This is a genomic window from Micromonospora sp. DSM 45708, assembly GCF_039566955.1.
In the GTDB taxonomy this organism is placed as follows: domain Bacteria; phylum Actinomycetota; class Actinomycetes; order Mycobacteriales; family Micromonosporaceae; genus Micromonospora.
Genome location: NZ_CP154796.1, coordinates 6916853 through 6939712, shown reverse-complemented (window position 1 = coordinate 6939712; position 22860 = coordinate 6916853). Strand labels below are relative to the sequence as shown.

At 74.4% G+C, this 22860-nt stretch carries 18 protein-coding genes; 9 read left to right on the top strand and 9 right to left on the bottom strand.

Going from position 1 to position 22860, the window contains the following annotated elements:
• Positions 1-19: 19 nt before the first annotated feature.
• From VKK44_RS30525 to VKK44_RS30505, 5 genes are read left to right on the top strand one after another with little or no spacing between them, the layout of a single operon-like run.
• The gene (locus VKK44_RS30525; protein WP_343444641.1) at positions 20-3394 is read left to right on the top strand and encodes an ATP-binding protein; all 3375 of its coding nucleotides are present in this window, start codon (positions 20-22) and stop codon (positions 3392-3394) included.
• Position 3395: 1 nt separating this feature from the next.
• Positions 3396-5339, top strand: a complete 1944-nt coding sequence (locus VKK44_RS30520) for an MraY family glycosyltransferase (RefSeq protein ID WP_343444640.1) — start codon at positions 3396-3398, stop codon at positions 5337-5339.
• Complete coding sequence (locus tag VKK44_RS30515) at positions 5336-5896, top strand: hypothetical protein (RefSeq protein WP_343444638.1); 561 nt, start codon at positions 5336-5338, stop codon at positions 5894-5896. Before VKK44_RS30520 ends, VKK44_RS30515 begins: the two co-directional genes overlap by 4 nt.
• The gene (locus tag VKK44_RS30510) at positions 5893-7068 is read left to right on the top strand and encodes a M23 family metallopeptidase (protein ID WP_343444637.1); all 1176 of its coding nucleotides are present in this window, start codon (positions 5893-5895) and stop codon (positions 7066-7068) included. Before VKK44_RS30515 ends, VKK44_RS30510 begins: the two co-directional genes overlap by 4 nt.
• Before the next feature lie 10 nt (positions 7069-7078).
• On the top strand, positions 7079-7678 hold the full coding sequence (locus VKK44_RS30505; protein WP_343444636.1) for a hypothetical protein: 600 nt from the start codon (positions 7079-7081) through the stop codon (positions 7676-7678).
• A gap of 6 nt (positions 7679-7684) precedes the next feature.
• Here VKK44_RS30505 and VKK44_RS30500 read toward each other — a convergent pair whose 3' ends face one another.
• Positions 7685-8245, bottom strand: a complete 561-nt coding sequence (locus tag VKK44_RS30500) for an Rv0361 family membrane protein (RefSeq protein ID WP_343447960.1) — start codon at positions 8243-8245, stop codon at positions 7685-7687.
• 193 nt (positions 8246-8438) lie between these two features.
• On the opposite strand from VKK44_RS30500, the gene VKK44_RS30495 reads away from it, so the two are divergent.
• Both VKK44_RS30495 and VKK44_RS30490 read left to right on the top strand, forming a co-directional pair.
• A complete protein-coding gene (locus VKK44_RS30495; protein ID WP_343444634.1) occupies positions 8439-10988 on the top strand; it encodes an FtsK/SpoIIIE domain-containing protein in 2550 nt (849 codons plus the stop codon).
• Positions 10985-11686, top strand: a complete 702-nt coding sequence (locus VKK44_RS30490) for a hypothetical protein (RefSeq protein WP_343444633.1) — start codon at positions 10985-10987, stop codon at positions 11684-11686. The genes VKK44_RS30495 and VKK44_RS30490 overlap by 4 nt, the downstream gene beginning before the upstream one ends.
• Positions 11687-11750: 64 nt before the next feature.
• Here the strand turns inward: VKK44_RS30490 and folE are convergent, their stop codons facing one another.
• From folE to VKK44_RS30470, 4 genes are all read right to left on the bottom strand, one after another.
• Complete coding sequence (gene folE / locus VKK44_RS30485; RefSeq protein WP_343447959.1) at positions 11751-12455, bottom strand: GTP cyclohydrolase I FolE; 705 nt, start codon at positions 12453-12455, stop codon at positions 11751-11753.
• Complete coding sequence (ftsH, locus tag VKK44_RS30480) at positions 12452-14458, bottom strand: ATP-dependent zinc metalloprotease FtsH (protein WP_343444632.1); 2007 nt, start codon at positions 14456-14458, stop codon at positions 12452-12454. Before ftsH ends, folE begins: the two co-directional genes overlap by 4 nt.
• A gap of 381 nt (positions 14459-14839) precedes the next feature.
• Positions 14840-15415: a hypoxanthine phosphoribosyltransferase gene (gene hpt / locus VKK44_RS30475; RefSeq protein WP_281934365.1), complete on the bottom strand. Its 576-nt coding sequence runs from the start codon at positions 15413-15415 to the stop codon at positions 14840-14842.
• Positions 15416-15514: 99 nt separating this feature from the next.
• Positions 15515-15652, bottom strand: coding sequence for a hypothetical protein (locus VKK44_RS30470; RefSeq protein ID WP_199199870.1), 138 nt, complete (start codon positions 15650-15652; stop codon positions 15515-15517).
• Between the two features lie 150 nt (positions 15653-15802).
• Here VKK44_RS30470 and VKK44_RS30465 point away from each other — a divergent pair, with 150 nt between their 5' ends.
• The gene (locus VKK44_RS30465; RefSeq protein ID WP_343444631.1) at positions 15803-16789 is read left to right on the top strand and encodes a GlxA family transcriptional regulator; all 987 of its coding nucleotides are present in this window, start codon (positions 15803-15805) and stop codon (positions 16787-16789) included.
• A gap of 40 nt (positions 16790-16829) precedes the next feature.
• Here VKK44_RS30465 and tilS read toward each other — a convergent pair whose 3' ends face one another.
• The 3 genes from tilS to dacB form a co-directional block, all read right to left on the bottom strand.
• Positions 16830-17780, bottom strand: coding sequence for a tRNA lysidine(34) synthetase TilS (tilS, locus tag VKK44_RS30460; protein ID WP_458351702.1), 951 nt, complete (start codon positions 17778-17780; stop codon positions 16830-16832).
• Between the two features lie 76 nt (positions 17781-17856).
• A complete protein-coding gene (locus tag VKK44_RS30455) occupies positions 17857-18924 on the bottom strand; it encodes a zinc-dependent metalloprotease (RefSeq protein WP_281934359.1) in 1068 nt (355 codons plus the stop codon).
• 66 nt (positions 18925-18990) lie between these two features.
• Complete coding sequence (gene dacB / locus VKK44_RS30450; protein ID WP_343447958.1) at positions 18991-20415, bottom strand: D-alanyl-D-alanine carboxypeptidase/D-alanyl-D-alanine endopeptidase; 1425 nt, start codon at positions 20413-20415, stop codon at positions 18991-18993.
• Between the two features lie 431 nt (positions 20416-20846).
• Between dacB and VKK44_RS30445 the strand changes: the two genes are divergently transcribed.
• Entirely contained in the window at positions 20847-21353 is a 507-nt protein-coding gene (locus tag VKK44_RS30445; protein ID WP_091070192.1) for an inorganic diphosphatase, read from the top strand.
• Between the two features lie 52 nt (positions 21354-21405).
• Here VKK44_RS30445 and eccD read toward each other — a convergent pair whose 3' ends face one another.
• Positions 21406-22788, bottom strand: coding sequence for a type VII secretion integral membrane protein EccD (eccD, locus tag VKK44_RS30440; protein WP_343444629.1), 1383 nt, complete (start codon positions 22786-22788; stop codon positions 21406-21408).
• Positions 22789-22860 lie beyond the last annotated feature (72 nt).

Below are 22860 nucleotides of genomic sequence, written 5' to 3'. Positions count from 1 at the left end.
ACGCGGGTGAGGCGGTCGCATGAGTCGCTCTTCCACGCCGGGTTCCCCGGCCGGACGCCCGGCCGACACGCCCGGTAACCGTACGCGATCGTTCGACTACCCGCCGGACGAGGATCTGGACGAGGTCGTGCTGGACCCGGCGCTCGTCACCAGCCCCGGCCACGGCCGGGTCGGCGTGTTCCAGCCGCCACGTCCGCTCGCCCCGTGCGGTGGCGACACCCGTGAGCCGGTACGCCCCGACGGCGACATCGACTCGCCCTTCCTCGACCTGTTCGGCGGCGCTCAGCCCCGGGTCCGCCGGCCCGCCCCGTCCGTCCCGCCGGCCCTGCCGGTCGAGCCGGTGGTGGCCCCGCCCCGGCGCGGCGTCGGCCGCGACGCGCTGCCGATCCCGCACCAGCCCGCCGCGCCGACCGAACCGGCGCCACCGGCCCACCCCGAGCCGCCGGCCCGGGAGCCGGCCCCCGGCGTACGCGCGGTGGAGCGGCCCCGGCCGGAGCACGCGCTCGCCGCGCCCGCCGAACCGCCCGCGCTCGACCCGCCGCCCGCGACCCGCAGCCGGGTGCCGCTGCAAGCGGGCGAGCGGCTCGCGCTCCGACCCACCGCCGAGCCGGAGCCGGTCGGCGAACCCGCGCTCCCGCCGCCCCCGCACGCCGAGGTCCGGGCCGCCGCGCACCGCACCGACCGGCGGGAGCCGGCACCCGACCTGGTGGACCGGCCGGCGCCGTCCCGGGAGGTCGGCCGCCCCGCGCACCGCGAGGTCACGCCGCCCCGGCAGCGCTCGGCCGAACGCCGGAACAAGCCCGCCAAGCCGGTCCGGGTCCGCGCCCCGAAGATCAAGTTCGGCGACCGGGACCCGGCGGTCGAGCTGGCCATCACCGAGATCGCCGGTCACCTCACCTTCACCCCCAACACGGTCACCGCCTGGTACTGGCTGCCCGAGGTGCGCTGGGCGTTCCGCCCGGACGCCGAACGCGAGGCGCTCCTCTCGGCGATCTCCGAGCAGTACGCCGGCCTGGCCGGGTTCCGGCTGCACCTGCGCCGCACCACCCGGCCCTTCCCGGCCGACGAGTGGGCGCGCACCATCGACGCGCACACCGCCACCCCGCTGCCCGACGTGCCCGGCACCACCGGCTGGGCCGACCACCTGGTCGCCGCCCAGCGGCACCTCATGTCCGTCAACCACGCCGAGGGCCAGACCTACCTCGGGGTCACCTTCGCCCGCCGGTCGCTCGGCGACTCGCTCACCGAGCGCCTGCTGCGCACATTCGGCCGGGGCACCGCCGACGGCGAACGACGCCGGCTGGGCCGCACCGTCGAACAGTTCGACGAGGTGCTCGGCGCGTTCGGCATGCGGGGCCGCCGGGTCACCGCGCCCGAGCTGGAATGGCTGCTCTACCGCTCGGTGGCGCTCTGCATGGCGCCGCCCGGCGTGCTCTCCCCGATCACCAACGGCCGATGGGAACGCGGCGACCTGCTGGCCCTCACCGAGCAGGTCGAGCGCTACCGCACCCCGTACGGCTCCACGGTGAAGCTGGTCAACCGGATGACCGGCGAGGAACGGCACGTGGCCGTGCTCGCGGTCGGCCGGATGGAGCCGCTGGAGATCCCCGAGCGGCACGAGCCCTGGCTGCACTTCCACGAGCGGCTGCCGTGGCCGATGGAGCTGTCCACCCGGGTCGACCTCCTCGGCCCCAACGACTCCTTCCGGAACCTCGAACACCGGCTCCGGATGATCCGCTCCCAACAGCTCGACTACGCCGAGCACGGCATCGACGCCCCACCCGAGCTGGAACGGCTCGCCAAGCGGGCACTGGTGATCGGTGACGAGATGACCACCGGGCTGCCGGTCGACTCGGCCCGGGCCCACGGCTGGCACCGGATCGCGGTCGGCGGGCGCACCCGGGAGGAGTGCCTGGAGCGGGCCCGCCGCCTCATCCAGCTCTACTCCCGCGAGCTGCGGATCTCGCTCCAGCACCCGAAGAACCAGGACTGGCTGGCCCGCGAGTTCATCCCCGGCGAGCCCATCGCCAACACCGGATACGTCCGGCGGATGCCGGTCCAACTGCTCGCCGCCGCGCTGCCCCAGGCCGCGTCCACGGTCGGCGACCGGCGCGGCGACCTGATCGGCCGGACCGCCGGCACCTGCCGTCGCCCGGTCTTCCTCGACCTGCACTTCCCGATGGAGGTGCGCGAACGCTCCGGGCTCGCCGTCTTCGTCGCCGAGCCTGGTGGTGGCAAGTCCACGCTGCTCGGCGCGCTCGGCTACCTCGCCGCGCGACGCGGCGTGCAGGTGACGCTGCTCGACCCGTCCGGCCCGCTGGCCCGGCTCTGCGCCATGCCCGAGCTGGCCCCGTACGCGCGGGTGCTCAACCTGACCGGCTCCGAACAGGGCACCCTGGCCCCGTACGCGCTGATCCCCACGCCGCTGCGCAGCGAGTTCGGCGCCGGCGCGGCCGGCGACCGGGAGTTCGAGATCGCCGTCTCCAACGCCCGCGCCGAACGCCGGATGCTGGTGCAGGACATCTGCATGATGCTGGTGCCACCGCAGGTGGCCCGGGAGGCGTCCACCGCCACGCTGTTCCGGCACGCCGTACGCCAGGTGCCGGCCGAGGAGACCTCCACCCTGGACGACGTGGTCGCCTGCCTCCAGGGGCTCGACGACGACGCCGGCCGCGAACTGGCGAACCTGCTGCTCGACACCGCCGAGATGCCGCTGGCCATGCTCTTCTTCGGCCGCCCGCCGGAAGGGCTGCTCGGCGCCGACGCCGCGCTCACCGTGATCACCATGGCCGGTCTCCGGCTGCCCGACCTCAAGATCGAGCGCGAGTACTGGTCGGCCGAGGAGGCCCTGGCCCTGCCGATGCTGCACACCGCGCACCGGCTGGCGGTCCGCCGCTGCTACGGCGGGTCGATGGCCTCCCGGAAGCTGGTCGGCCTGGACGAGGCGCACTTCATGGAGGGCTGGCGCTCCGGGCGGTCGTTCCTGGTCCGGCTCGCCCGCGACTCCCGGAAGTGGAACCTGGCCGCGCTGGTCGCCTCGCAGAACCCGAAGGACATCCTCGGCCTCGACGTGCAGAACCTCGTCTCCACCGTCTTCGTCGGCCGGATCGCCGAGGACAGCGAGATCGCCTCCGAGGCGCTGCGGCTGCTGCGGGTGCCGGTCGACGACGGCTACGAGGCCACCCTCGCCTCGCTCTCCCAGGCCGACAGCGGTTCCGCCAACCGGCTCGGGTTCCGTGAGTTCGTCATGCGCGACGTCGACGGGCGCGTGCAGAAGGTCCGGGTCGACGTGTCGTACGTCGACGGGCTGCTGAAGCACCTGGACACCACCCCCGCCGCGGTCGCCCAGGCCGCCGGCCAACTGCCGACCGTGCTGGCTGATCTGGAGGCGTGACATGGCGAGGGCCCGGGCACGGATCACGGCGCTCCTCATCGCCCTCGGCGTACTCGCCGGGGCCACGATCTCCTGGCCGCTGATCGGGGCCACACCCGCGTACGCGGCCGGCCCGGTCGCCCAGGCGCGGGCCGAGCTGTGCAGCACCAAGGAGTGGCAGGCCGACTTCCGGGCCTGCGTGGGCAAGCTCAAGGCGGTCAGCGAGGACCAGGTCGAGTGCCGCAACGCGCCGGTGCCCGGCGCGCCGGACTCCGGCCTCGCCGGCTGGTTCGCGGCCCGACCCGACTCCGCCAAGCAGCCCGGTCCCAAGGGCCTCTACAGCGACTACGGGTACGCCGGTTACAGCTACACCACGTACGACGTGGACGGCGGCTGCGCCTCGTCCGTGCTCCACCCGGACTACCGCTTCACCACCATGGTGGCGAACGGCGAATTCATGTTCGCCAACGCGGTGATCGGCGCGTCGAACGCGTTGCGGGAGCGCGCGTGGGACCCACGGACCATGTGGCGCTGGGCGGACCCACTGGTCGAGCAGGCCACCAAGGCCGTCTACCAAAAGGTGTTCAGCGTCTTCGGCATCATCACCATCTGCGTGGTCGGCCTCTACCTGCTCTGGCGCTCCCGCCAGTCGGACATGAGCAACGCGATGACCACTGCCGGCTGGGCGATCCTGGTGATGGTGGCGGTGACCGCGCTGGCCGCCTGGCCGGTGAAGTCCGCGAACATCGCCGACAACACGCTGATCACCACCCTGGGCGTGGTGCACGACGCGGTCGGCCCATCCACGAAGGACACCCCTCCCGGTCAGTGCGACGACCCGAACCCCGAGTCATGCAAGGACCATCGCCCGCCCGCGGTGCGGGCGAGCGACACCGCGACCGAGACCATGCTCTACCGCAACTGGCTGCGCGGCGTGCTCGGCTCCGCGGACAGCGAAACCGCCAAGAAGTACGGTCAGGCGCTCTACGACGCCAAGTCACTGACATGGGAGGAAGCGGAGAAGCTTCGCCAGAACCCGGCCACCCGCGAAGGCACCATCAAGGCGAAGCAACAGCAGTGGGCCCGGGTCGCCGAGCAGATCAAGTCGGAGGATCCGGAGGCGTACGAGTACCTCCAGGGCACCAAGGACATGGACCGGATCGGTGCCGGCTTCATCGCGGTGCTGGCCTCGCTGCTCTTCGCCATGTTTGACCTCACCGCGTCGGTGCTGGTGCTGCTCGGCTTCCTGATCTTCCGGTGGGCGGTGATCGCCGCGCCCATCCTCGGCACGGTCGGGCTGATGCGCCCGGCCAGCGCCGGGCTCCGCCGGCTGGCGAACGCCGTCGTGGCCGCCGTCTTCAACATCGCCATCTTCGGCACCGGCGCCGCCATCTACCTCTTCGCCGTCGACCTGATCATGAACACGGCCACGCTGCCCGGCTGGCTCCAGGTGGTGCTGGTCTGGCTCTGCGGGGTGGTGGGCTGGCTGCTGCTGCGACCGTACCGACGGATCACCCAGCTCGGCGGCAAGGACAGCAGCGAGGCGGTCAGCTCCGCCGGCTCGTGGCACCGCCGGTTCTTCCGGGACATGCGGGTAGCCGCCCGGCTCGACGTGGCCGAGCCCGGCGGCACCAACGAGCCGGCGTTCGGCCGGCGTCACGGCGTCACGGCCGACCAGCGCAGTCTCCGACCGGAGGCCCGGCACGAGGATCCGGCGCACGCCGCCACGGCGGTCGAACGGGAACGGCCGGACGGACGGGAACGGCCGGACGAGGCGCCCCCGGCCGAGCGCAGCGGTGGACGGCCCACCGCCGCTCCCCGGCCGCGCCGCGCACCGTCCACCTGGACCGACCCGGACGTGCCCGAGGAGGTTCCCTCCTACGCCGTCTACCGTCCGGACTCAGCGGACCGTGGGACGGCACCGGCGGCCCGACCGGCGCCGCGGATCCGCTCCGAGGCCAGGTGACACCGGTGCGACGGGCGCTGGAATTCCTCTTCACCCGGGTCCTCCGGTCCCGGCTCGGCATCGCGCTGGTGATCGCCGTCCTCATCTTCGGGGTGATCGGCGGGGCCCGACTGGTCGCCGGGTCCGGCGACGCGGGCGTCGGAGTGGCCGTCCGCCCCACCCAGCCGATCAGCACCGTGGATCCCGAGGCCGGTGAGGACGGGGTGCTGTCCAGCCCACCGGCCGCGGTCGCCCCGAGGACCCGCCCGGGTGAGCCCACCCCCGAGCAGGTGGCCGCGCGGTTCACCACCGCCTGGCTGGCCGGTCCGGGCAGCACCGGTGCGGCCTGGCAGGCCCGGTTGCGTCCGCTCTCCACCCCCGCGCTGGTGGAGAAGATGGCCGGCGCCGACCCGGAAACCGTGCCGGCCCGGCGGACCACCGGTCCGCCGGCGCTCCGCCCCCGCACGGAGTCCTTCGTGGAGGCGATGATCCCGCTGGACGACGGCACGCTCCGGCTCGAACTGGTCGCTCCGGACGGTCCGTGGTTGGTGGACGCGGTCGACTGGGAGCGGTCGTGAGCGCCGGAGCGGCGGCCGTCGGGCAGGTCCGCCGCAAGGTTCGGGTCGGCGTGCTGGCCACCGCGGTCACCGGCGTACTCGCCCTGCTCTGCTGTGTGGGCGGCGCCGCCGCCTTCTTCCTCACCGAACTGGGCGGTGATCGGGAGGACCCGAAGCTCGCCAGCCTGACCTGCGACCCCACCTACCAGGTGACGCTGACCGGAGACATGCCGCGCTTCGCCGAGTACGGCGACGGCCAGCTGCGTAACGCCGCCGCCATCATCAAGACGGGTCAGGACATGAAGGTGCCGGCCCGGGGGTGGGTGATCGCGTTGGCCACCGCGATGCAGGAGTCGGCGCTGCGTAACCTGGCCAACAGCCGCGTGCCGGCGTCGCTGGCGTTGCCGCACGAGGGGGTCGGTGCCGACCACGACTCGGTGGGCCTGTTTCAGCAGCGGCCGGGCTGGGGCACCGTCGAACAGCGGATGACGCCGTCGTACGCGGCGCGCAAGTTCTACCAGAAAATGGTGAAGGTGCCGAACTGGCAGCAACGGCCGCTGTCCGTGGTGGCGCAGCGGGTCCAGGTCAGCGCGTTCCCGGACGCCTACGCCAAGCACGAGGAACTGGCTGGCCGGATCGTCGACGCGCTCGCCGGCGGGGCGGCCCGGACCGTGGAGATCGCCGGCAAGGCGGTCTGCGACGCCGCCGCCGGGGCCCGGATCGCCGCCTCCGGTTGGACCGCGCCGCTGCCCGGCGGGGTGGTCTCCGGCTTCCGGACCGATGCCCGCCCGAGCCACGACGGCGTGGACCTGGCCGCGGACAAACGCACCGAGATCCACGCCGCGTCGGCCGGCCGGGTGCTGGTCGCCAGGTGCGACCCCGACCACTCCGGCCGGCGGGACTGCGACCGGGACGGCTGGCCGGACAAGGGCGGCTGCGGATGGTTCGTCGACATCCTGCACGCCGGTGGCTTCATCACCCGCTACTGCCACATGATCGAACGGCCCCGGGTACGTCCCGGTCAGGAGGTCGCGGCCGGTGAGGTGATCGGGCTCTCCGGCACCAGCGGCAACTCCTCCGGCCCGCACCTGCACTTCGAGGTGCACCACGACAGCGACCGGTCCAGCTACGGTGCGGAGAACCCGGTGCCGTTCATGCGCGAGCGCGGTGCGCCCCTCACCGGGACCGGATGAGCTCGCCGCCATGAGCAATCCGCTGCCCGACCCGTTCGCGGACCGCCCCGACTGGGCCCCGCTGCCGCCACGCCCGATCGAGGTCGTGCCCGCCACCGGTGGGGCCGAGCTGCGCGGCCGCCGGGTGCTGGTCGGCCTGCCCGGCCTCGGCTGGCGCGGTGACCTGCGGGCCGACGAGCGGGTGGTGCAGGGCAGCCGCACCTACGTGCCGGTCATCCCGGAGCACGAGTGGTATCGGGCCGAGTCCGAGCAGGTGGAGGTGTTCGCGCCGCTGATGCCGGTGGAACGCGTCTGGGTGGAGACGGTCGGCGGACGACGACCGTCGGTCGGCCCGGCCGAGTCCGGCATCCGGCTGGTCTCGCTCGACGCGCCCACCCGCCGGCCGCCGACCCCCGTCTTCGAGGCCGACGCGGTGACCGGGCGGCGCGTGGTGCACGTGGACGGTGGCGCGGAGCGGCGTGACCTGCGGGCCGTCACCGAGACCTACTCCGGCGCGGACGGCGACATCTGCGTCCGGGTGGCACCCGAGCTGGAGTGGTACCGCTGGGCGTGGCGCGGGCAGCCACCCACCACCCTGGAGGTGCCGGTCCACCTGCTCTGGCTGGAGTAGCCACCGCTAGCTGATCTTGTTGGCTCCGCAAACACGCCAGCCGTCCCGCTCAACCACTCGAAACTCCCAGTCCTCCCGCCGGCTGCTTCGTGTCTGTCCGTTAGCCGAGCTGGAAATGGTCAATGTCGTACTTACCGACTCGCCATCACCGTTCTTGATGCCGGTTAACGGACCCCAGTTGACGCGCACCACAACATCGAATTTCGCCTCGCGCTGCTCCACTTCGACACGAAGGCCACGGATCGCATCGAGATCGCCTTCAGAGGAGCAGGAGAACTCCTCCGCCTTGGTGTCATTGCGATCTACCAGGTAAGCCCGAAGATAGTTGTCCACCACCACATCGGGGGCGCTGCGGTCCGGTGCGGTCGCGCGGTCGTACAGCACGAAGCCGACGACTGCGCCGCCCGCGCAGAGCAACGCCACCACGCCGGCGACGACCGCGAGCACGGTGCGCAGCGGGCGCCTGGGGCGGACCGGAGCCGGAGCGGGCGCGGGGGGCGCCAACTGCTCCGGCGGGGTCCGCTGCGCCGGTACGCGGGAGACCTGGGAACCGGCGGGGGGCTGCACTGATTCCACCTCCTGAGGCTATCGGCTGCGCGCCGCGTACCCAATGCCTCAGAACTGGCGGATCGTGGCGAACCGCCGGGCGGACGCCGCCCGGCGACGGGGTGAGTCTGCTCACCGGCGCGCAGCTCACCGCGCCGACCGACATCCCGGTGGACGGCTCCCGGCTGGGTTACCGTCACAGCTCGGGGGGAAGATGTCGGCCTCGGGAAGAGAGGTGGACGCGGTGGCGACTCCGAAGGCGCGTGCCGGCCGGGCCGCCGCGCTGCACCGCAGGGCCGAGGCCGCGGCGACCGCGGCGGCCGGCATCCTCGACGAGATCCGGCCCGCCCCCGCCGACCACCACCGGCAGTACGAGCTGGCCGAGCGCCTGCGCGCGGCGGCCGAGCGGGTGGCGCCCGGCTGGGCGGGCGCGGCGCTGGAGACCCTGACACCGGCCACGCCGCCCGGCGACGGTCCGCCGGCCCGGGTCCGGGTCGGCAACGCCGCGCCGCTCGACGACGCCCGCTTCCCGGCGCTGGTGCCGCTGCTCGGCAGCGGCCACCTCAGCGTCGACGCCGACGTCACCGATCCGCGGGTGGCGGGGCTGCTCCGGGCGCTGCTGCTGCGTCTCTTCGCGGCCACCCCGGCGGGCGAGTTGCTGGCCCGGGTGGTCGACGGGGGCCCGGGTGACACGTTCGGGGGGTTCGCGGCGCTCGCCGACGCCGGCCTGCTGCCGCCGCCCGCCACCGACCTGGCCGGGCTGCGGGCGGTGCTGGCCGAGGCCGAGCAGTGGGTGGCCGCCGGCACCGCCCGGCAACGTGGACACGACCGTACGCTGCTGCTCGTGGTGGCCGCTCTGCCCGACGGCAGCGTCCCCACCGACACGGACCGGCTCGCCGACCTGGCCGAGCGTGGTCCCCGGGCCGGGTTGCACCTGGTGGTCGCCGGCTGGCCGGCCGGTGTCCCGCTGCCCCGGGCCACGCCGCTCACGGTGCGCACCGCCTACGCGCTGGTGGGTGGTCCGCCGGCGGCCGGGTTCAGCAGTCCGGGCGTCGAGGCGTCCGGCGGGTTGAACTCGCCGGTGTTCCTGGACGAGGATCCGCCGGCCGAGCTGGCCGCCGAGGTGTGCCGGCGGCTGGCCCGGCAGGTGGAGGACGGGTCGCGGCTGGCCCTGGCCGATTTGCTGCCGGCCGACGGGTTCTGGACCGACGGCTCGGCCGACGGGCTCAGCACCACGGTCGGTGACGCGGCCGGACGCCCGGTGAGTCTCGGGTTCACCGAGCTGACCCCGCACTGGCTGGTGAGCGGCCGGTCGCAGGCCGGGCGGTCGGCGTTCCTCACCGACGCGCTGTTCGGGCTGGCCGCCCGGTACGGCCCGGACGAGCTGGTGCTCTACCTGGCCGACCTGGGCGACGGCGAGTCGTTCGTGGAGTTCCTCCAGACCGAGCGGGACCGTTCCTGGGTGCCGCAGGTCCGCGCCGCCGGGATGGCCGCCGACCGGGAGTACGTCGCCGACCTGTTCGGTGAGCTGGAGGCGGAGGCGCGCCGCCGCGAGGAGGCGTCCCGGCGGGCCGGCGGGCAGCGTTACGCCGAGTTGCGTCAGCATCAGCCGCTGCCCCGGATCGTCTGCGTGATCGACAATTTCCCGCTGGTGTTGCGCGACCGGGACCGGCTCGCCACCGACCTGCTGGCCCGGCTGGACGCGCTGGCCCGGGCCGCCCGCGCGTACGGGATCCATCTGGTCCTGGCCGGCGAGGGTGACCTGGGCATCGGTGGTCCGCGTGATCCGCTGCTCGGCCAGTTCCCGGTGCGGGTGGCGCTGCCCGGCGGTTCGGCGGTGCTGGAGCCGGCGAACGACTCGGCGGCCGGCCTGCCGGTGGGCAACGCGGTGGTGAACACGGCCGGGGGCCTGGGTGGTCCGCGTGGCGCGACCCGCGGCCACGAGCGGATGATCCGCTTCCCGGACCCGTACGCGGACCCGGGCGTCCTCACCGACCTGCGGCGGCGGCTGTGGTCGGCCCGGCCGGAGACGGCGGTCCCGCCGGTGGTGTTCGCCGGCTACGCCCGCCCGCTGCTCGCCAACGACCCGCGGCACCGGGCCGCGCTGGCCGGGCGGGTGCACGCGCCGGCCGCGTTGCTGGGCCGCGCGGTGGACGTGCGGCGCAGCACGGTGGCCGTGCCGCTCGGGCCGGCCGCGGGCCGGAACCTCGCGGTGCTGGGTCGGGACGAGGAGGCCGAGCGGCTGCTGGTCACCGCCGTGCGCAGCACGGCGGTGGCGCACCCGGACGCGGGGCGGTTCGTGCTGGCGCCGCTGGCGAACGGGTCGGCGGAGCCGGCCGGCGTGCTCGCGGCCGAGCTGGCCGGGCGGCACCGGGTGGAGACGGTCGACGCGGGCGGGTTGCGGGCGGCCATCGAGGCGGACGAGCCGGGTTACCTGGTGGTGTTCGGGCTGGACGTGCCGGACGCCGCCGAGTTGCCGCCGGAGCTGCTGCGGTCGCTGCTGCTGGAGGGGCCACCGGCCGGCCGGCACCTGCTCGGCTGGTGGCGTACGCCGGCGCCGCTGGCCGGGCTGCTGGGGCCCGAGGGCGAGGTGGACAAGCTCACCGCCGTGGCGGTCACCGACGTGCCGGGTGGTCGGCTGGAGCGGCTCTTCGACCGGCCGGTGTGGTGGCATCCCCGGCCGGGTCGTGCGGTGCTCTGGGACGGCCCGGAGGAGCAGGGCACGGTCTTCGTGCCGTTCGGGGCCGGGGAGGTGGCCCGATGAGCGAGACGGGAACGGCGGTGCCCGGGCCGCGCGTGGGTGATCCGACGGTGACGGTGGATCCCGCCGAGTCGGCCTGGGCGGAATACGTCGCCGCCGCGCGGCAGCTCGACGGCGTACGCCGTGCGGCGGCGACCGCCGCCGGGGAGCAGGCCCGGTCGGTGACGGCGGCCCGCGAGGAGCTGACCGGGGTACGCGAGCGGCTGGCCGCGCAGCAGTCCCGGCTGCGTGAGCTGGGTGTGCCGGCGATCTCGCTGGCTCCGACGCCGCCGGAGGTGAGCGAGGCGGCCCGGTCGATGGCGGGTGGGCCGTCCGCCGTGCTGGCGGCGTTGCGTGCCGCCGGCGGCTGGGCGGACGCCGCGGACGACACCCTGGCCGCGCATGGCCTGCCCCGGCTGGCCCGGTGGCCGGCCCGCCCACGCAACCTGCTGGTGTACGGGCCGCTGGCGCTGGTGGTGCCGCTGCTGCAACTCGCCCTCCACGCGGTCGCGGGTGCCGGGCCGGTGACCGTGTTGGCGCTGCTGGTCGGGCTGCCGCTGCCGGCGGTGGCGTTCATGCTGGGTTGGCTGGCGGTCGGGCGGGTGTTCCGGCCGCGCCCGGCCGACCGGGTGGACCGGACGCCCCGGTTCGGCGCGCTGGTCTGCCTGGTTCCGGCCGTGCTCACCGCCGCCGGGCTGTTGTTGGCCATGCTGCCCGGCTGACCGTCCGGGGACGACCACGGCCGCGCCCGCCGAGGTGGCGGCGCGGCCGTGGGTGCCGGTCGGGTCAGCGGTGCATGATCAGCGCCATCGCCTCGGCCCGCGACTTGGCGTCGTTCTGGAGGCCGCCCCGGACCGCCGAGGTGATGGTCTTCGCGCCGGACTTCTGGATGCCGCGCATCGCCATGCACATGTGTTCGCACTCGAGCACCACGATGACGCCGCGCGGGGCGAGGCTGGACATCAGCAGGTCGGCGATCTGCGACGTGAGCCGCTCCTGGACCTGCGGCCGGCGGGCGAACACCTCGACCAGCCGGGCCAGCTTGGACAGGCCGGTGATCCGGCCGTCCGGCCCGGGGATGTAGCCGATGTGTGCGCTGCCCCGGAACGGCAGCAGGTGGTGCTCGCACAGGCTCATCACGTCGATGTCCCGGACGAGCACCAGTTCCTCGTGGTTGGCCTCGAAGGTGGTGCGGAGCACCTGCGCCGGGTCGACGCGCAGGCCGGCGAAGAGTTCGGCGTACGCGCGGGCGACCCGGGCCGGCGTCTGCTGGAGGCCGTCCCGGTCCGGGTTCTCACCGACCGCGATGAGGATCTCCCGGACCGCCTTCTCGATCCGGCCCAGGTCGACGCTGTCCTCGACCGGACCGCCGGTGAGCTTGCCGCTGATCAGGCGCGCGGCGACGTAGTCGAGCGCGTCGTCCCCGTCGGGTTCGGTCGCGGAAACGGCCGGCTCCCGGTGAGGGGAGCCGGCCGTCGGGTCGGTGCTCAGTGCGTACCGTCCGAGTTGTTGCTGGCGCCGCCGACCGAGATGCCGTCGGCTGTGGCCTGCGCCTTGAGCGCGTCCTTCTCGGCCGGGGTGAGCACCGGCGGCTCGGTGGAGGGCAGCCGCTTGCCGAAGCCGTGGTAGGGCGCCATCGGCGGACGCTTGACCACGCGGGCGCAGATCCGGGCCATGTCGGCGGTGGAGAGCGTTTCCTTCTCCATCAGCTCCAGGACCATGTTGTCCAGGACGTCCCGGTATTCCACCAGGATCTCCCAGGCCTCGTCGTGGGCCAGCTCGATCAGCGCGCGCATCTCGCCGTCGATCTCGGCGGCCACCGAGTCCGAGTAGTCCCGCTCGTGGCCCATGTTGCGGCCGAGGAACGGTTCGTCGCCGCTGGTGCCGTACTTGATCGCACCGAGCTTGGAGCTCATGCCGTACTGGGTGATCATCGCGCGGGCCAACTGGGTGGCCTTCTCGATGTCGTTGCCGGCGCCGGTGGTCGGCTCGTGGAACACGAGTTCCTCGGCCGCCCGGCCGCCCAGCGCGTACGCCAGGGTGTCGATCATCTCGGCCCGGGTCTGGGTGTACTTGTCCTCGGTCGGGAGGACCAGCGTGTGCCCCAGCGACCGGCCCCGGGACAGGATGGTCACCTTGTGCACCGGCGCGGCGTGCGGCAGCGCCCAGGCGACCAGCGCGTGCCCACCCTCGTGGTACGCGGTGATCTTCTTCTCCTGGTCGCTCATCACCCGGGTGCGGCGCTGCGGGCCGGCGATCACCCGGTCGATCGACTCCTCGAGCGAGTCGTTGGAGATCGCCCGCTGCTCCTTGCGTGCGGTGAGCAGCGCGGACTCGTTGATCACGTTGGCCAGGTCGGCGCCGGAGAAGCCCGGGGTACGCCGGGCGACCGCGTCGAGGTCGACGTCGGGCGTGAACGGCTTGCCCTTGGCGTGCACCCGCAGGATGGCCTTGCGGCCCTCCATGTCGGGGGCGTCGACCGGGATCTGCCGGTCGAACCGACCCGGGCGCAGCAGCGCCGGGTCGAGGATGTCCGGCCGGTTGGTGGCGGCGATCAGGATGACGCCGCCCTTGGTGTCGAAGCCGTCCATCTCGACCAGGAGCTGGTTGAGCGTCTGCTCCCGCTCGTCGTGGCCGCCGCCCATGCCGGCGCCACGGTGGCGGCCGACCGCGTCGATCTCGTCGACGAAGACGATCGCCGGCGCGTTCGACTTGGCCTGCTCGAACAGGTCACGGACCCGGCTGGCGCCGACACCGACGAACATCTCGACGAAGTCGGAGCCGGAGATGGAGTAGAAGGGCACGCCGGCCTCGCCGGCCACGGCGCGGGCCAGCAGCGTCTTACCGGTACCGGGCGGACCGAAGAGCAGCACGCCCTTCGGGATCTTGGCGCCCAGGGCCTGGTATTTCGCCGGGTTCTGCAGGAAGTCCTTGATCTCGTGCAGTTCCTCGACGGCCTCTTCCGCCCCGGCCACGTCCGCGAAGGTGGTCTTCGGCGTGTCCTTGGTGATCATCTTCGCCTTGGACTTGCCGAAGTTGAGCACCCGCGAGCCGCCACCCTGCATCTGCGACATGAAGAACAGCAGCAGGAGCACGAGCAGCGCGATGGGAAGGAGGTTGACCAGCAGGCTGACCCAGATGCTGTCCGACGACACCTTGGTGTCGACCGGGCCGGTGATCCGGTCCGCCGCCTCGGCCTCGCGGACCTGGTTCCAGACCTGGCCGCCGACCTCGTACGGGAACTGCGCCTCGATCTTGTCGGTGGTGGTGTCGTCGAACTTGGCCTTGTCCTTCAGGTCGAGCTGGAGCGTCTGCTCCTTGTCCTGGAAGACGACCTTCTCGATACCGCCCTTGTTGAGCTGGTCGAGCGCGACGGACGTGTCCACGCGGTGGTAGCTGGGACCAGCGGTGAACAGTTGACTGAGCACAACGGCGCCGAGGATGACCAGGATGATCCAGACCACCGGTCGGCGGAAGAAACGCGTACGTTCCATGCTGTCGTCGGGCACCGAGGCGCCCGCATCCTCCTGATCGACGTCAAGACCGTCTGAATGGTGTCGCCGCCTCGGGCGGCGGCCGGGGCCGCCGTGCGGGCCGGCCCGACCCCCGGGGCGCGCGAACTGCCGCACCACGGTCACTCGACGGTACACCGTTCGTGCCGGATGTGAGCTTGCGAGCCCGGCACTTACGCGTACGGCGAACCAAGGTTTGAGCCGGCGTGGCGGGGAGCTCCGCACCCGACCGGCCCATGCCGCACGGTCACGCGGCGCGAACGGTCGGGCGTGGAGGGTGCCTCCACGTCACCGACCCCTACCGTAGACCGAAAGACTGAGAGCCCGCTGAACGTCCGCTGACGAACGGCTCGACCGCGGCGCTCAGGCTCGCGCGTAGACCTCGGGCTTGAGCACCCCGACGTACGGCACCTCGCGGTAGCGCTCGCCGAAGTCGAGCCCGTAGCCGACCACGAACTCGGTGGGGATGTCGAAGCCGACGTACTTCACCGGCACCTGCACCTTGACCGCGTCCGGCTTGCGGAACAGGGCGACCACCTCGACGCTGGCCGCGGAGCGCGACTCCAGGTAACGCAGCAGCCAGGACAGGGTCAGGCCGGAGTCGACGATGTCCTCGACCACCACCACGTGCCGGCCGGCGATGTCCCGGTCCAGGTCCTTGAGGATGCGGACCACCCCGGACGAGGTGGTGCCCTGGCCGTACGACGAGACGGCCATGAACTCCAGCTCGGCGGGCGGGCCCTGGCGGCCCAACGCGCGGGCGAAGTCGGCCATGAACATGACCGCGCCCTTGAGCACGCAGACGAGCAGGAGACCGTCCTCGACGTGCGCGTAGTCCGCCGAGACCTGCTTGGCGAGTTCCGCGGTCTTCTCGCGGATCTGCGCCTCGGAGATGATCACGTGGTCGATGTCGGCGTCGTACCAGGAGCCGTCAGCCATGCTCCTAGCCTGCCGTACGCCGGATGGCCGCCGTCGGCGGGGCCGCCCCTTTTGGCGCGGTCCCACCGGGGATATTCGGCGCGAACGAAACAAATCACCTCAGCAGGTGCGGGAGCGCCAGCGCCGCCCGTCGTCGGTCGGCTTCCAGTCGGCCGAGTCACGGGTGTCGGCGGTGAACCCGAGGGCGCTGGCCCCGGCCAGCAGGAGCAGGAAGAGCAGGAGCAGCAGGACGGTCATGGCGGCGCTCGCTTTCGCATGGTTGGTTCGCTTTTCGCCGCCGGTGCGCACCGGACACCACCAAGTCTGCGGGCCGCCGTCCGACCCGGACAGTGGCAGAAATGCCCGTGAGCATCGATTTCCTGCCACCTGCCGGGTTACCCTCGTCACATGCTGCGTTCGGTGGCCGTGCTGGCGATGGACCGGGTCGCCACGTTCGAGCTGGGCGTGTTCGCCGAGGTGTTCGGCACCGACCGCACCGACGACGGCTTCCCCGCCTACCGGTTCCAGGTCTGCTCGCCCGACGGCGGGGCGGTGCGCACCTCGTCCGGGTTCGACCTCCAGCCGCACGCCGACCTGGCGCCGCTCGACGACGCCGACCTCGTCGCGGTGCCCGCGCACTTCAGCGGCGTCACCGTGCCCGGCGAGGACGACCTCCGGGCGATACCGCCCGCCGTGCCGGCGGCGCTGCGCCGGGCCGCCGCCCGCGGGGCGTACGTGTTGAGCGTCTGCTCGGGCGCGTTCGTGCTCGGCGCGGCCGGCCTGCTGGACGACCGGGAGTGCACCACCCACTGGCTCTACGTCGACGAGTTGCAGCGCCGCAATCCCCGGGCCCGGGTCCGGTGCAACTCGCTCTACGTCCAGGACGGCCGGCTGCTCACCAGCGCCGGGACGGCCGCCGGGATCGACGCGTGCCTGCACCTGGTACGCCAGGAACACGGCTCGGCGACCGCCACCCGGCTGGCCCGACGGATGGTGGTCCCACCGCACCGCGACGGCGGCCAGGCCCAGTACGTCGAGGCCCCGATCCCGAAGGCCCCGGAGGCGCCCACCCTCGAACCGGTGCTGGAATGGCTGATGGGCCACCTCGACCGCGGCGTGACCGTGGACGAGCTGGCCGCCCGCGCCGGGATGGCCCCGCGTACCTTCGCCCGCCGGTTCCGCGCCGAGACCGGCACCACGCCGCACGACTGGCTGACCAACCAGCGGGTGCTGCTGGCCCGGCGGCTGCTGGAGGACACCCGGCTCAGCGTGGAGAGCGTCGCCGACCGGGCCGGCTTCGGTGACGCGGCGGCGCTGCGGCACCACTTCACCCGCCGGGTCGGCACCACGCCGCACGCCTACCGGACCACCTTCCGCGAACGCGCCGACGCCTGACCCGCCCGACCGTCCCGCAGGCCCGGACCATGCCCCCCGGTCAGCCGACCAGGCGACCGGCGTGCCGGCGTACCTGCCGGCCGCCGGGCAGGTGCACCGGACCCTGGCCACGCCAGGCGGTGACCAGCGCGTCCAGCGCCGCCACGTGCCGGTGGGACAGCGCGGCCGGCGCGGCGCCCCGCTCCCGCGCCCAGGCGTGCAGCACCCGGGTACGGACCGCCGCCGGCAACGCGGCCAGCCCGTCGACCGAGAGCCCGCCACCGGGGGCCCGGACGTCGGCGAGCGCGTCGCCGGCCAACGCGTCGAGCGCGGTGGTGTCCGCCGCGAGCAGGCGCGCGGTCCGGGCCAGGTTCGCCACCACACCCGGCCCGAGCGCGTCGACGAGCGCCGGCAGCGCCTCGGCCCGGACCCGGGCCCGGGCGTACGCGGGATCGGTGTTGTGCGGGTCGGTCCACACCGCCAGGCCGAGCGCGGCGCAGGCCGCGCGGGTGTCGGACCGGGTCACGTCGAGCAGCGGACGCAGCAGCGGCACCCCGTCCCGCTCCCGGCGCTCCGGCATGCCGGAGAGACCGCGTGGCCCGGCGCCCCGGGCCAGCGCGAGCAGCACCGTCTCCGCCTGGTCGTCCCGGGTGTGCCCGAGCAGCACCCCGGCCGCGTCGTGCCGCCGGGCAGCGGCGACCAGCGCCTCGTAGCGGGCCTCCCGGGCCGCCGCCTCGGGACCGCCGTCGCGCCCGGCCACCCGTACCGCGATCACCTCGACCGGGTCGAAACCGGCCGTGCGGGCCCAGCCGGCGACCGCGTCGGCCCGCTCGGCCGAACCGGCTTGCAGGCCGTGGTCGACGGTCACCAGGCCGGCCGCGCGACCGAGCCGGGGCGCCACGAACGCGGTGGCCGCGGCGAGCGCCAGCGAGTCGGCCCCGCCGGAGCAGGCCACCAGCACCGGTCCGGGCCCGGGCAGGTCGGTCAGCAGCCGGCGTACGGCGAGCCGCACGGCGGCCACGGACGGCGCGGGCGCGGGGGGCGCGGCCGGTCCCGCCGACGGGGGCGGCCCGGTCGGGGCGGCCGGTTCAGCCGGCGGTCGGGGTGGCACCGGCCGGCCCGTGCACCCGGGACACCCAGGCGTCCGGGTCGCCCAGCTCGTCGAGCCGGGGCAGCGTGAGCGGGGAGGAGAAGATCTTGTTGAAGCCGGCCATGCCGACCCGGTCGACCACGCCGTGCACGAACTTCCGGCCCTCGGCGTACTGGCGCATCTTGACCTCGACGCCGAGCAGCCGGCGGATCGCCTTCTCCAGCGGGTTGCCGGACTCGCGGCGGCGGTTGAACGACGCCCGGATCGACCCGACGCTGGGGATGACCTGCGGGCCGACGCCGTCCATCACGAACTCGGCGTGCCCCTCCAGCAGCGTCATCAGCGCGGTCAGCCGGTCCAGCACGGCGCGCTGCGCCGGGGTCTGCACGATGTCGAGCACACTGGCCCGGCTCTCCGGGTCCTTGACCGCGTCGGAGAGCGTGGCGACGCCGCGGCGCAGGCGCTCCAGCAGGTGCTCGCCGCCCTGGGAGGCGTCCACGAACGCCTGCACCTCGCCCAGGAAGTAGGCGCGCATCCACGGCACGGCGGTGAACTGGGTGCGGTGGGTGACCTCGTGCAGGCACACCCACAGCCGGAAGTCACGCGGGTCGGCGCCGAGCTTGCGCTCCACCTCGACGATGTTCGGCGCCACCAGCAGCAGCTGGCCGGGGTCGCCGGCGAAGACCTCGTACTGGCCGAGCACCCGGCCGGACAGGTACGCCAGCACGGTGCCGGCCTGCACGCCGGTCACCCGGGAGCCGATCGCCTCGGTGAGCGCGCCCGGCCGCTTGTCCCCGGAGAGCCGTTCCACGAGCGGCGAGACGACCTCACGCAGCCCGGCGATGTTGGCCGCCGCCCAGTCCCGGCGGTCGACCACGCGGACCGGCGGGTGCGCCACCTGGGCCCGCAGGCCGGTGTAGTCGGCGACGTGACCGGCGGCCTCCTCGGTCAGCCGCCGCAGGTCGCCGACCACGTCGGTGGCCTCGGCGTACGACACCCGGGGGCCCGACTTGCTCAGCGCCCCCGCGGTAGCGGCGGCCAGATCCCAGTCCACGAACTGCGCCATGAACCCACCGTACCCGCGCCGGCACACCCCCACCCGGGCTCGGAGCGGCCGATCGACGCCGGTCGGTCAGCGGCAGCCGCAGCCGGCCAGCGCGGAGGTGATCCGGTCGAGCGCCTGCCGGGTCTCGTCGAGCGAGCCCTGCGTCCGGTCGGTGAGCACGGCGAACGTCAGCAGCCGACCGTCGACCGTGGTGACCGTTCCGGCGATGGCGTTCACCCCGGTCAGCGTGCCGGTCTTGGCGCGCACCACGCCGGCGCCGGTCCGCGTCGCGGCCACCTGGTAGCGCTCGTCGAGCGTGCCGGACCAGCCGCCGACCGGCAGGCCACCGAAGATCGCGGCCAGCTCGGGGTGGCTCCCGTTGCCGGCGAGCGTGATCAGGTCGGTGAGCAGCGACGGGCTGATCCGGTTGGTGCGGGACAGCCCGCTGCCGTCGGCCAGGCTGATCTCACCGGCCGGCAGACCGAGACCGCCGAGCACCTCGCCGGTGGCCGCCGCGCCGCCGGTGAAGGACCCGGGCCGGCCCTTGGCCAGCGCCACCTGGCGGGCCATCGCCTCGGCGATCACGTTGTCGCTGTCGCTGATCATGATGTCGACCAGCCGGATCACCGGCAGGGACTCGACCTTGCCCAACTCGGCGCCGGGCGCGGTGCCGGACCCGCCGGCGGCCGGCGCGGCGCCCCGCGTCGCCTGTGCAGCGACCCCGGTGAGCCCGAGCAGCTTCGCGAACTGCCGGCCGGCGGTCAGGTCCGGCTGGGGAACCCGCTCGGCGGCGTGGTTGGTCTCCTCCGCGGTGCGCCGGGCCTGCGCCGGGTCCTTCCGGGCGCCGTCGGTCATCAGCGCGGTGATCGCCGCGCCGAACCCGCCGGTGGGGATGTCGGCGTCCCAGCCGGGTTCGAAGACCGGGCCGCTGAACAGCGTCGAATCCACGATCACCTTGGTCGGGGCGGTGCCGCCGAGCGCGGTGCGCACCTGGGCGGCCAGGTCGTCCAGCCGGGCCGCGCCCGGGTAGAACGCGTTCTTCCGGTCCACCGCGAGGGTGGGGTCACCGCCGCCGACCAGGACCACCTCGCCCGGGTTCGCGCCGGCCACCGCACGGGTGGGGATGCGGTACGCGGGGCCGCGCGCGGCGAGCACCGCGACGCCGGTGGCGAGCTTGGTCACCGAGGCGGGCACGGTCGGCGCGTCCGCCCCCCTGCCGTAGAGCGCCTGACCGGTGGTCACGTCCGCCACCGAGACGTTCACCCGGTCACCGAGTGCGGCGGCGCGTACCAGCGGGTCCAGCGCGGCGCGGAGCCCGGCCGCGGTGGGCAGCGGGGCGTTGCCGTCCGGCCCGGCCAGCACCACCGGCGGGTCGGGTTCGGGCGGCGCGGCGGTCGCGCCGGACGGGGTGCCCCCGCTGCCCAGCCAGCCGGCCACCGGGCCGGGGCGGAGCACCGCCAGCCCGGCCACCGCCAGGGCCAGCACCAGCACGCCGGCCAGCGCCGCGACCAGTCGGCCGCGGCGGCGCGGCGGGACCGGGGGCGGCGGGAGCGGCGGGGGCGGCGCGGTGCCGACCGGCGGGACCGGCGGGCTCACCGGCACCGGGGCCGGCCAGTTGCCGGCCGCCCGGTCGTCGGGGCGGGCCGGGCCGGTGGACGGCGCCGCACGGTGGGTGAGGTTGGCACCCGGCACGGACACCCGGCCGGTGGCACCGGCCGGACCGGAACCGGATCCGACGGACCGCCGCCCGTCAACCCCCTCGGGGCGGTAGTGTGAATCTTCCCTCCCCACGGCCCCCTCCTCCCCCGCTCGAAATCACCTTGGGTGACACTACTTCGGTCCGAACACTATGCGGCGGCCGGAGCCGGCGGGGGGCGTTCCCCGTGCGGGCGGCGAGCCGGTGGTTCCGTTAGCCAGCGTGGGCAAACGAGGGAGCGTGGGAGATGGATTTCGACGTCACGGTTGAGATCCCCAAGGGTCACCGCAACAAGTACGAGGTGGACCACGCGACCGGCCGGATCCGGCTGGACCGCACCCTCTTCACCTCCACGCAGTACCCCGCCGACTACGGCTTCATCGAGGGCACCCTGGGCGAGGACGGCGACCCGCTGGACGCGCTCGTGCTGGTGCCGGAACCCACCTTCCCGGGCTGTCTGATCCGCTGCCGCACCATCGGCATGTTCCGGATGACCGACGAGAAGGGTGGCGACGACAAGGTCCTCTGCGTGCCCTACGAGGACCCGCGCCAGGAGCACCTGCGCGACATCCACCACCTGGGCGAGTTCGACCGGCTGGAGATCCAGCACTTCTTCGAGGTCTACAAGGACCTGGAGCCGGGCAAGTCGGTCGAGGGCGCGACCTGGGTGGGCCGGGTCGAGGCGGAGGCGGAGATCGTCAACTCGTACCGCCGGGCCAAGGAGGCCGCGGAGCGCGGCGAGACGCTGCACTGACGGCGAGACTTCCGGGGCCCGGGTCGCATCGGCGACCCGGGCCCCGCGTCGTTCAGGCGAGCAGGCCGCGGGCCCGGTCGTAGAGGTCGAGCACCGCGCAGGCCACCGGCACCACGGCCACCACGAGCGCGGTGTCGGTCAGGTCGGCCAGCCGGCCGAGGTAAGGCGAGACCGGCCGGCGGGCGTACGTGGCGCCGGCGGTGACCGCGGCCAGGGCCAGGGCCAGCCCGCCGACGGTCAGCGCGAGGCGGCCCTCCGGCCCGGCCCGTTCCGCCAGCACCACGCCGAGCAGCGCGTACCCGGCCAGGCCGGCGGCGACGGCCGGCACCCGGTGCCGCACCGCCACGAAGAGCCGGGAGCGCAGCAGCAGCACCCCGGCGGCGACGGCGACCAGCAGCCGGCCGGCGGTCCCACCGGCGGCGACGAGCACCGCGGCGGCGCCCACGGCCAGCACCGCGTGCCCCAGCAGCATCCCGGTCAACGCCTCCTCGGCGCGGGCCACGGCCGCGTGCACCCGCCCCCGGTCGGGCAGGTCGCGGGTGCCGGCGGGGGCGGGCAGGGTGAGCGGCGGCAGCGGCAGCTTGCCGACCCGGATGGCCAGCAGCGGCAGCCCGCCGAGCGCGAAGACTCCGACGGCGAGCAGCACGGCCGCGGTGCCGGCCGGGTCGAGCAGCAACGCGCCGAGCGCGGCCACCGCGCCGGCCGCGCCGACCGTCACGCCGGCCACCGGGACCCGGGACCGGTGCGCCACGCCGAGCAGGCCGAGCACCGCCACCAGCAGCACCGCCGCCGAGCCGACGAGCAGTTCGGGGGCGCCGACCCAGCGCAGGCCGGGGATCGGGCCGACCGGGTCGCCCGAGCCGACCGCGAGCGCGCCGGCCGCCGCCGCCCAGGGCAGCGCGTACCCGCCGAGCGTGGCGCCGACCGGGCCGTCGCCGTAGGCCCGGGAGGCCGCGGTGGCGGCGAGCACCAGGATCAGGGTGACCACCGCGGCGACCGCCCATCCGCGCCCGCCGGGACCGGCGGACAGCACCGCGACCAGCCCGACCGCCAGCGGCACGGCGGCGCCGGCCAGCGCGGCGGCCCGGGTCGCCGCGGCCGACCAGGCGGCACCCCGGCGGCGGGCGCCGTCCACGATCGCCTCGATCACGTCGTCGTACTCCAGCTCGGGCCATTCGGCGCGGGCCGGCACGAGATGCAGCACCTCACCGTCGCGGACGCCCTGCGGCAGCAGCGCCTGGGCGGTGGCCAGCACCGCGCCGTCGGTGCGTCGCAGCACCCAGCCGCCGTGTCGTTCGCCGTCGTCGGCGAGCCCCTCCCCGGCGTGCCGGAGCACCTCGGGCAGCAGCTCGGCCAGGGGAACCTGCTCCGGCAGGGCCACGTCGACCCGTCGCCGGGGCGCGCTGATCGTGACCCGGGCGAGCCCGCTTGTCATCGACGTATCTCCATCATCGAGCCGGAACGTGGGCTGACGGACGGGAGGACTTTACCTACTATGAGCCAGGCT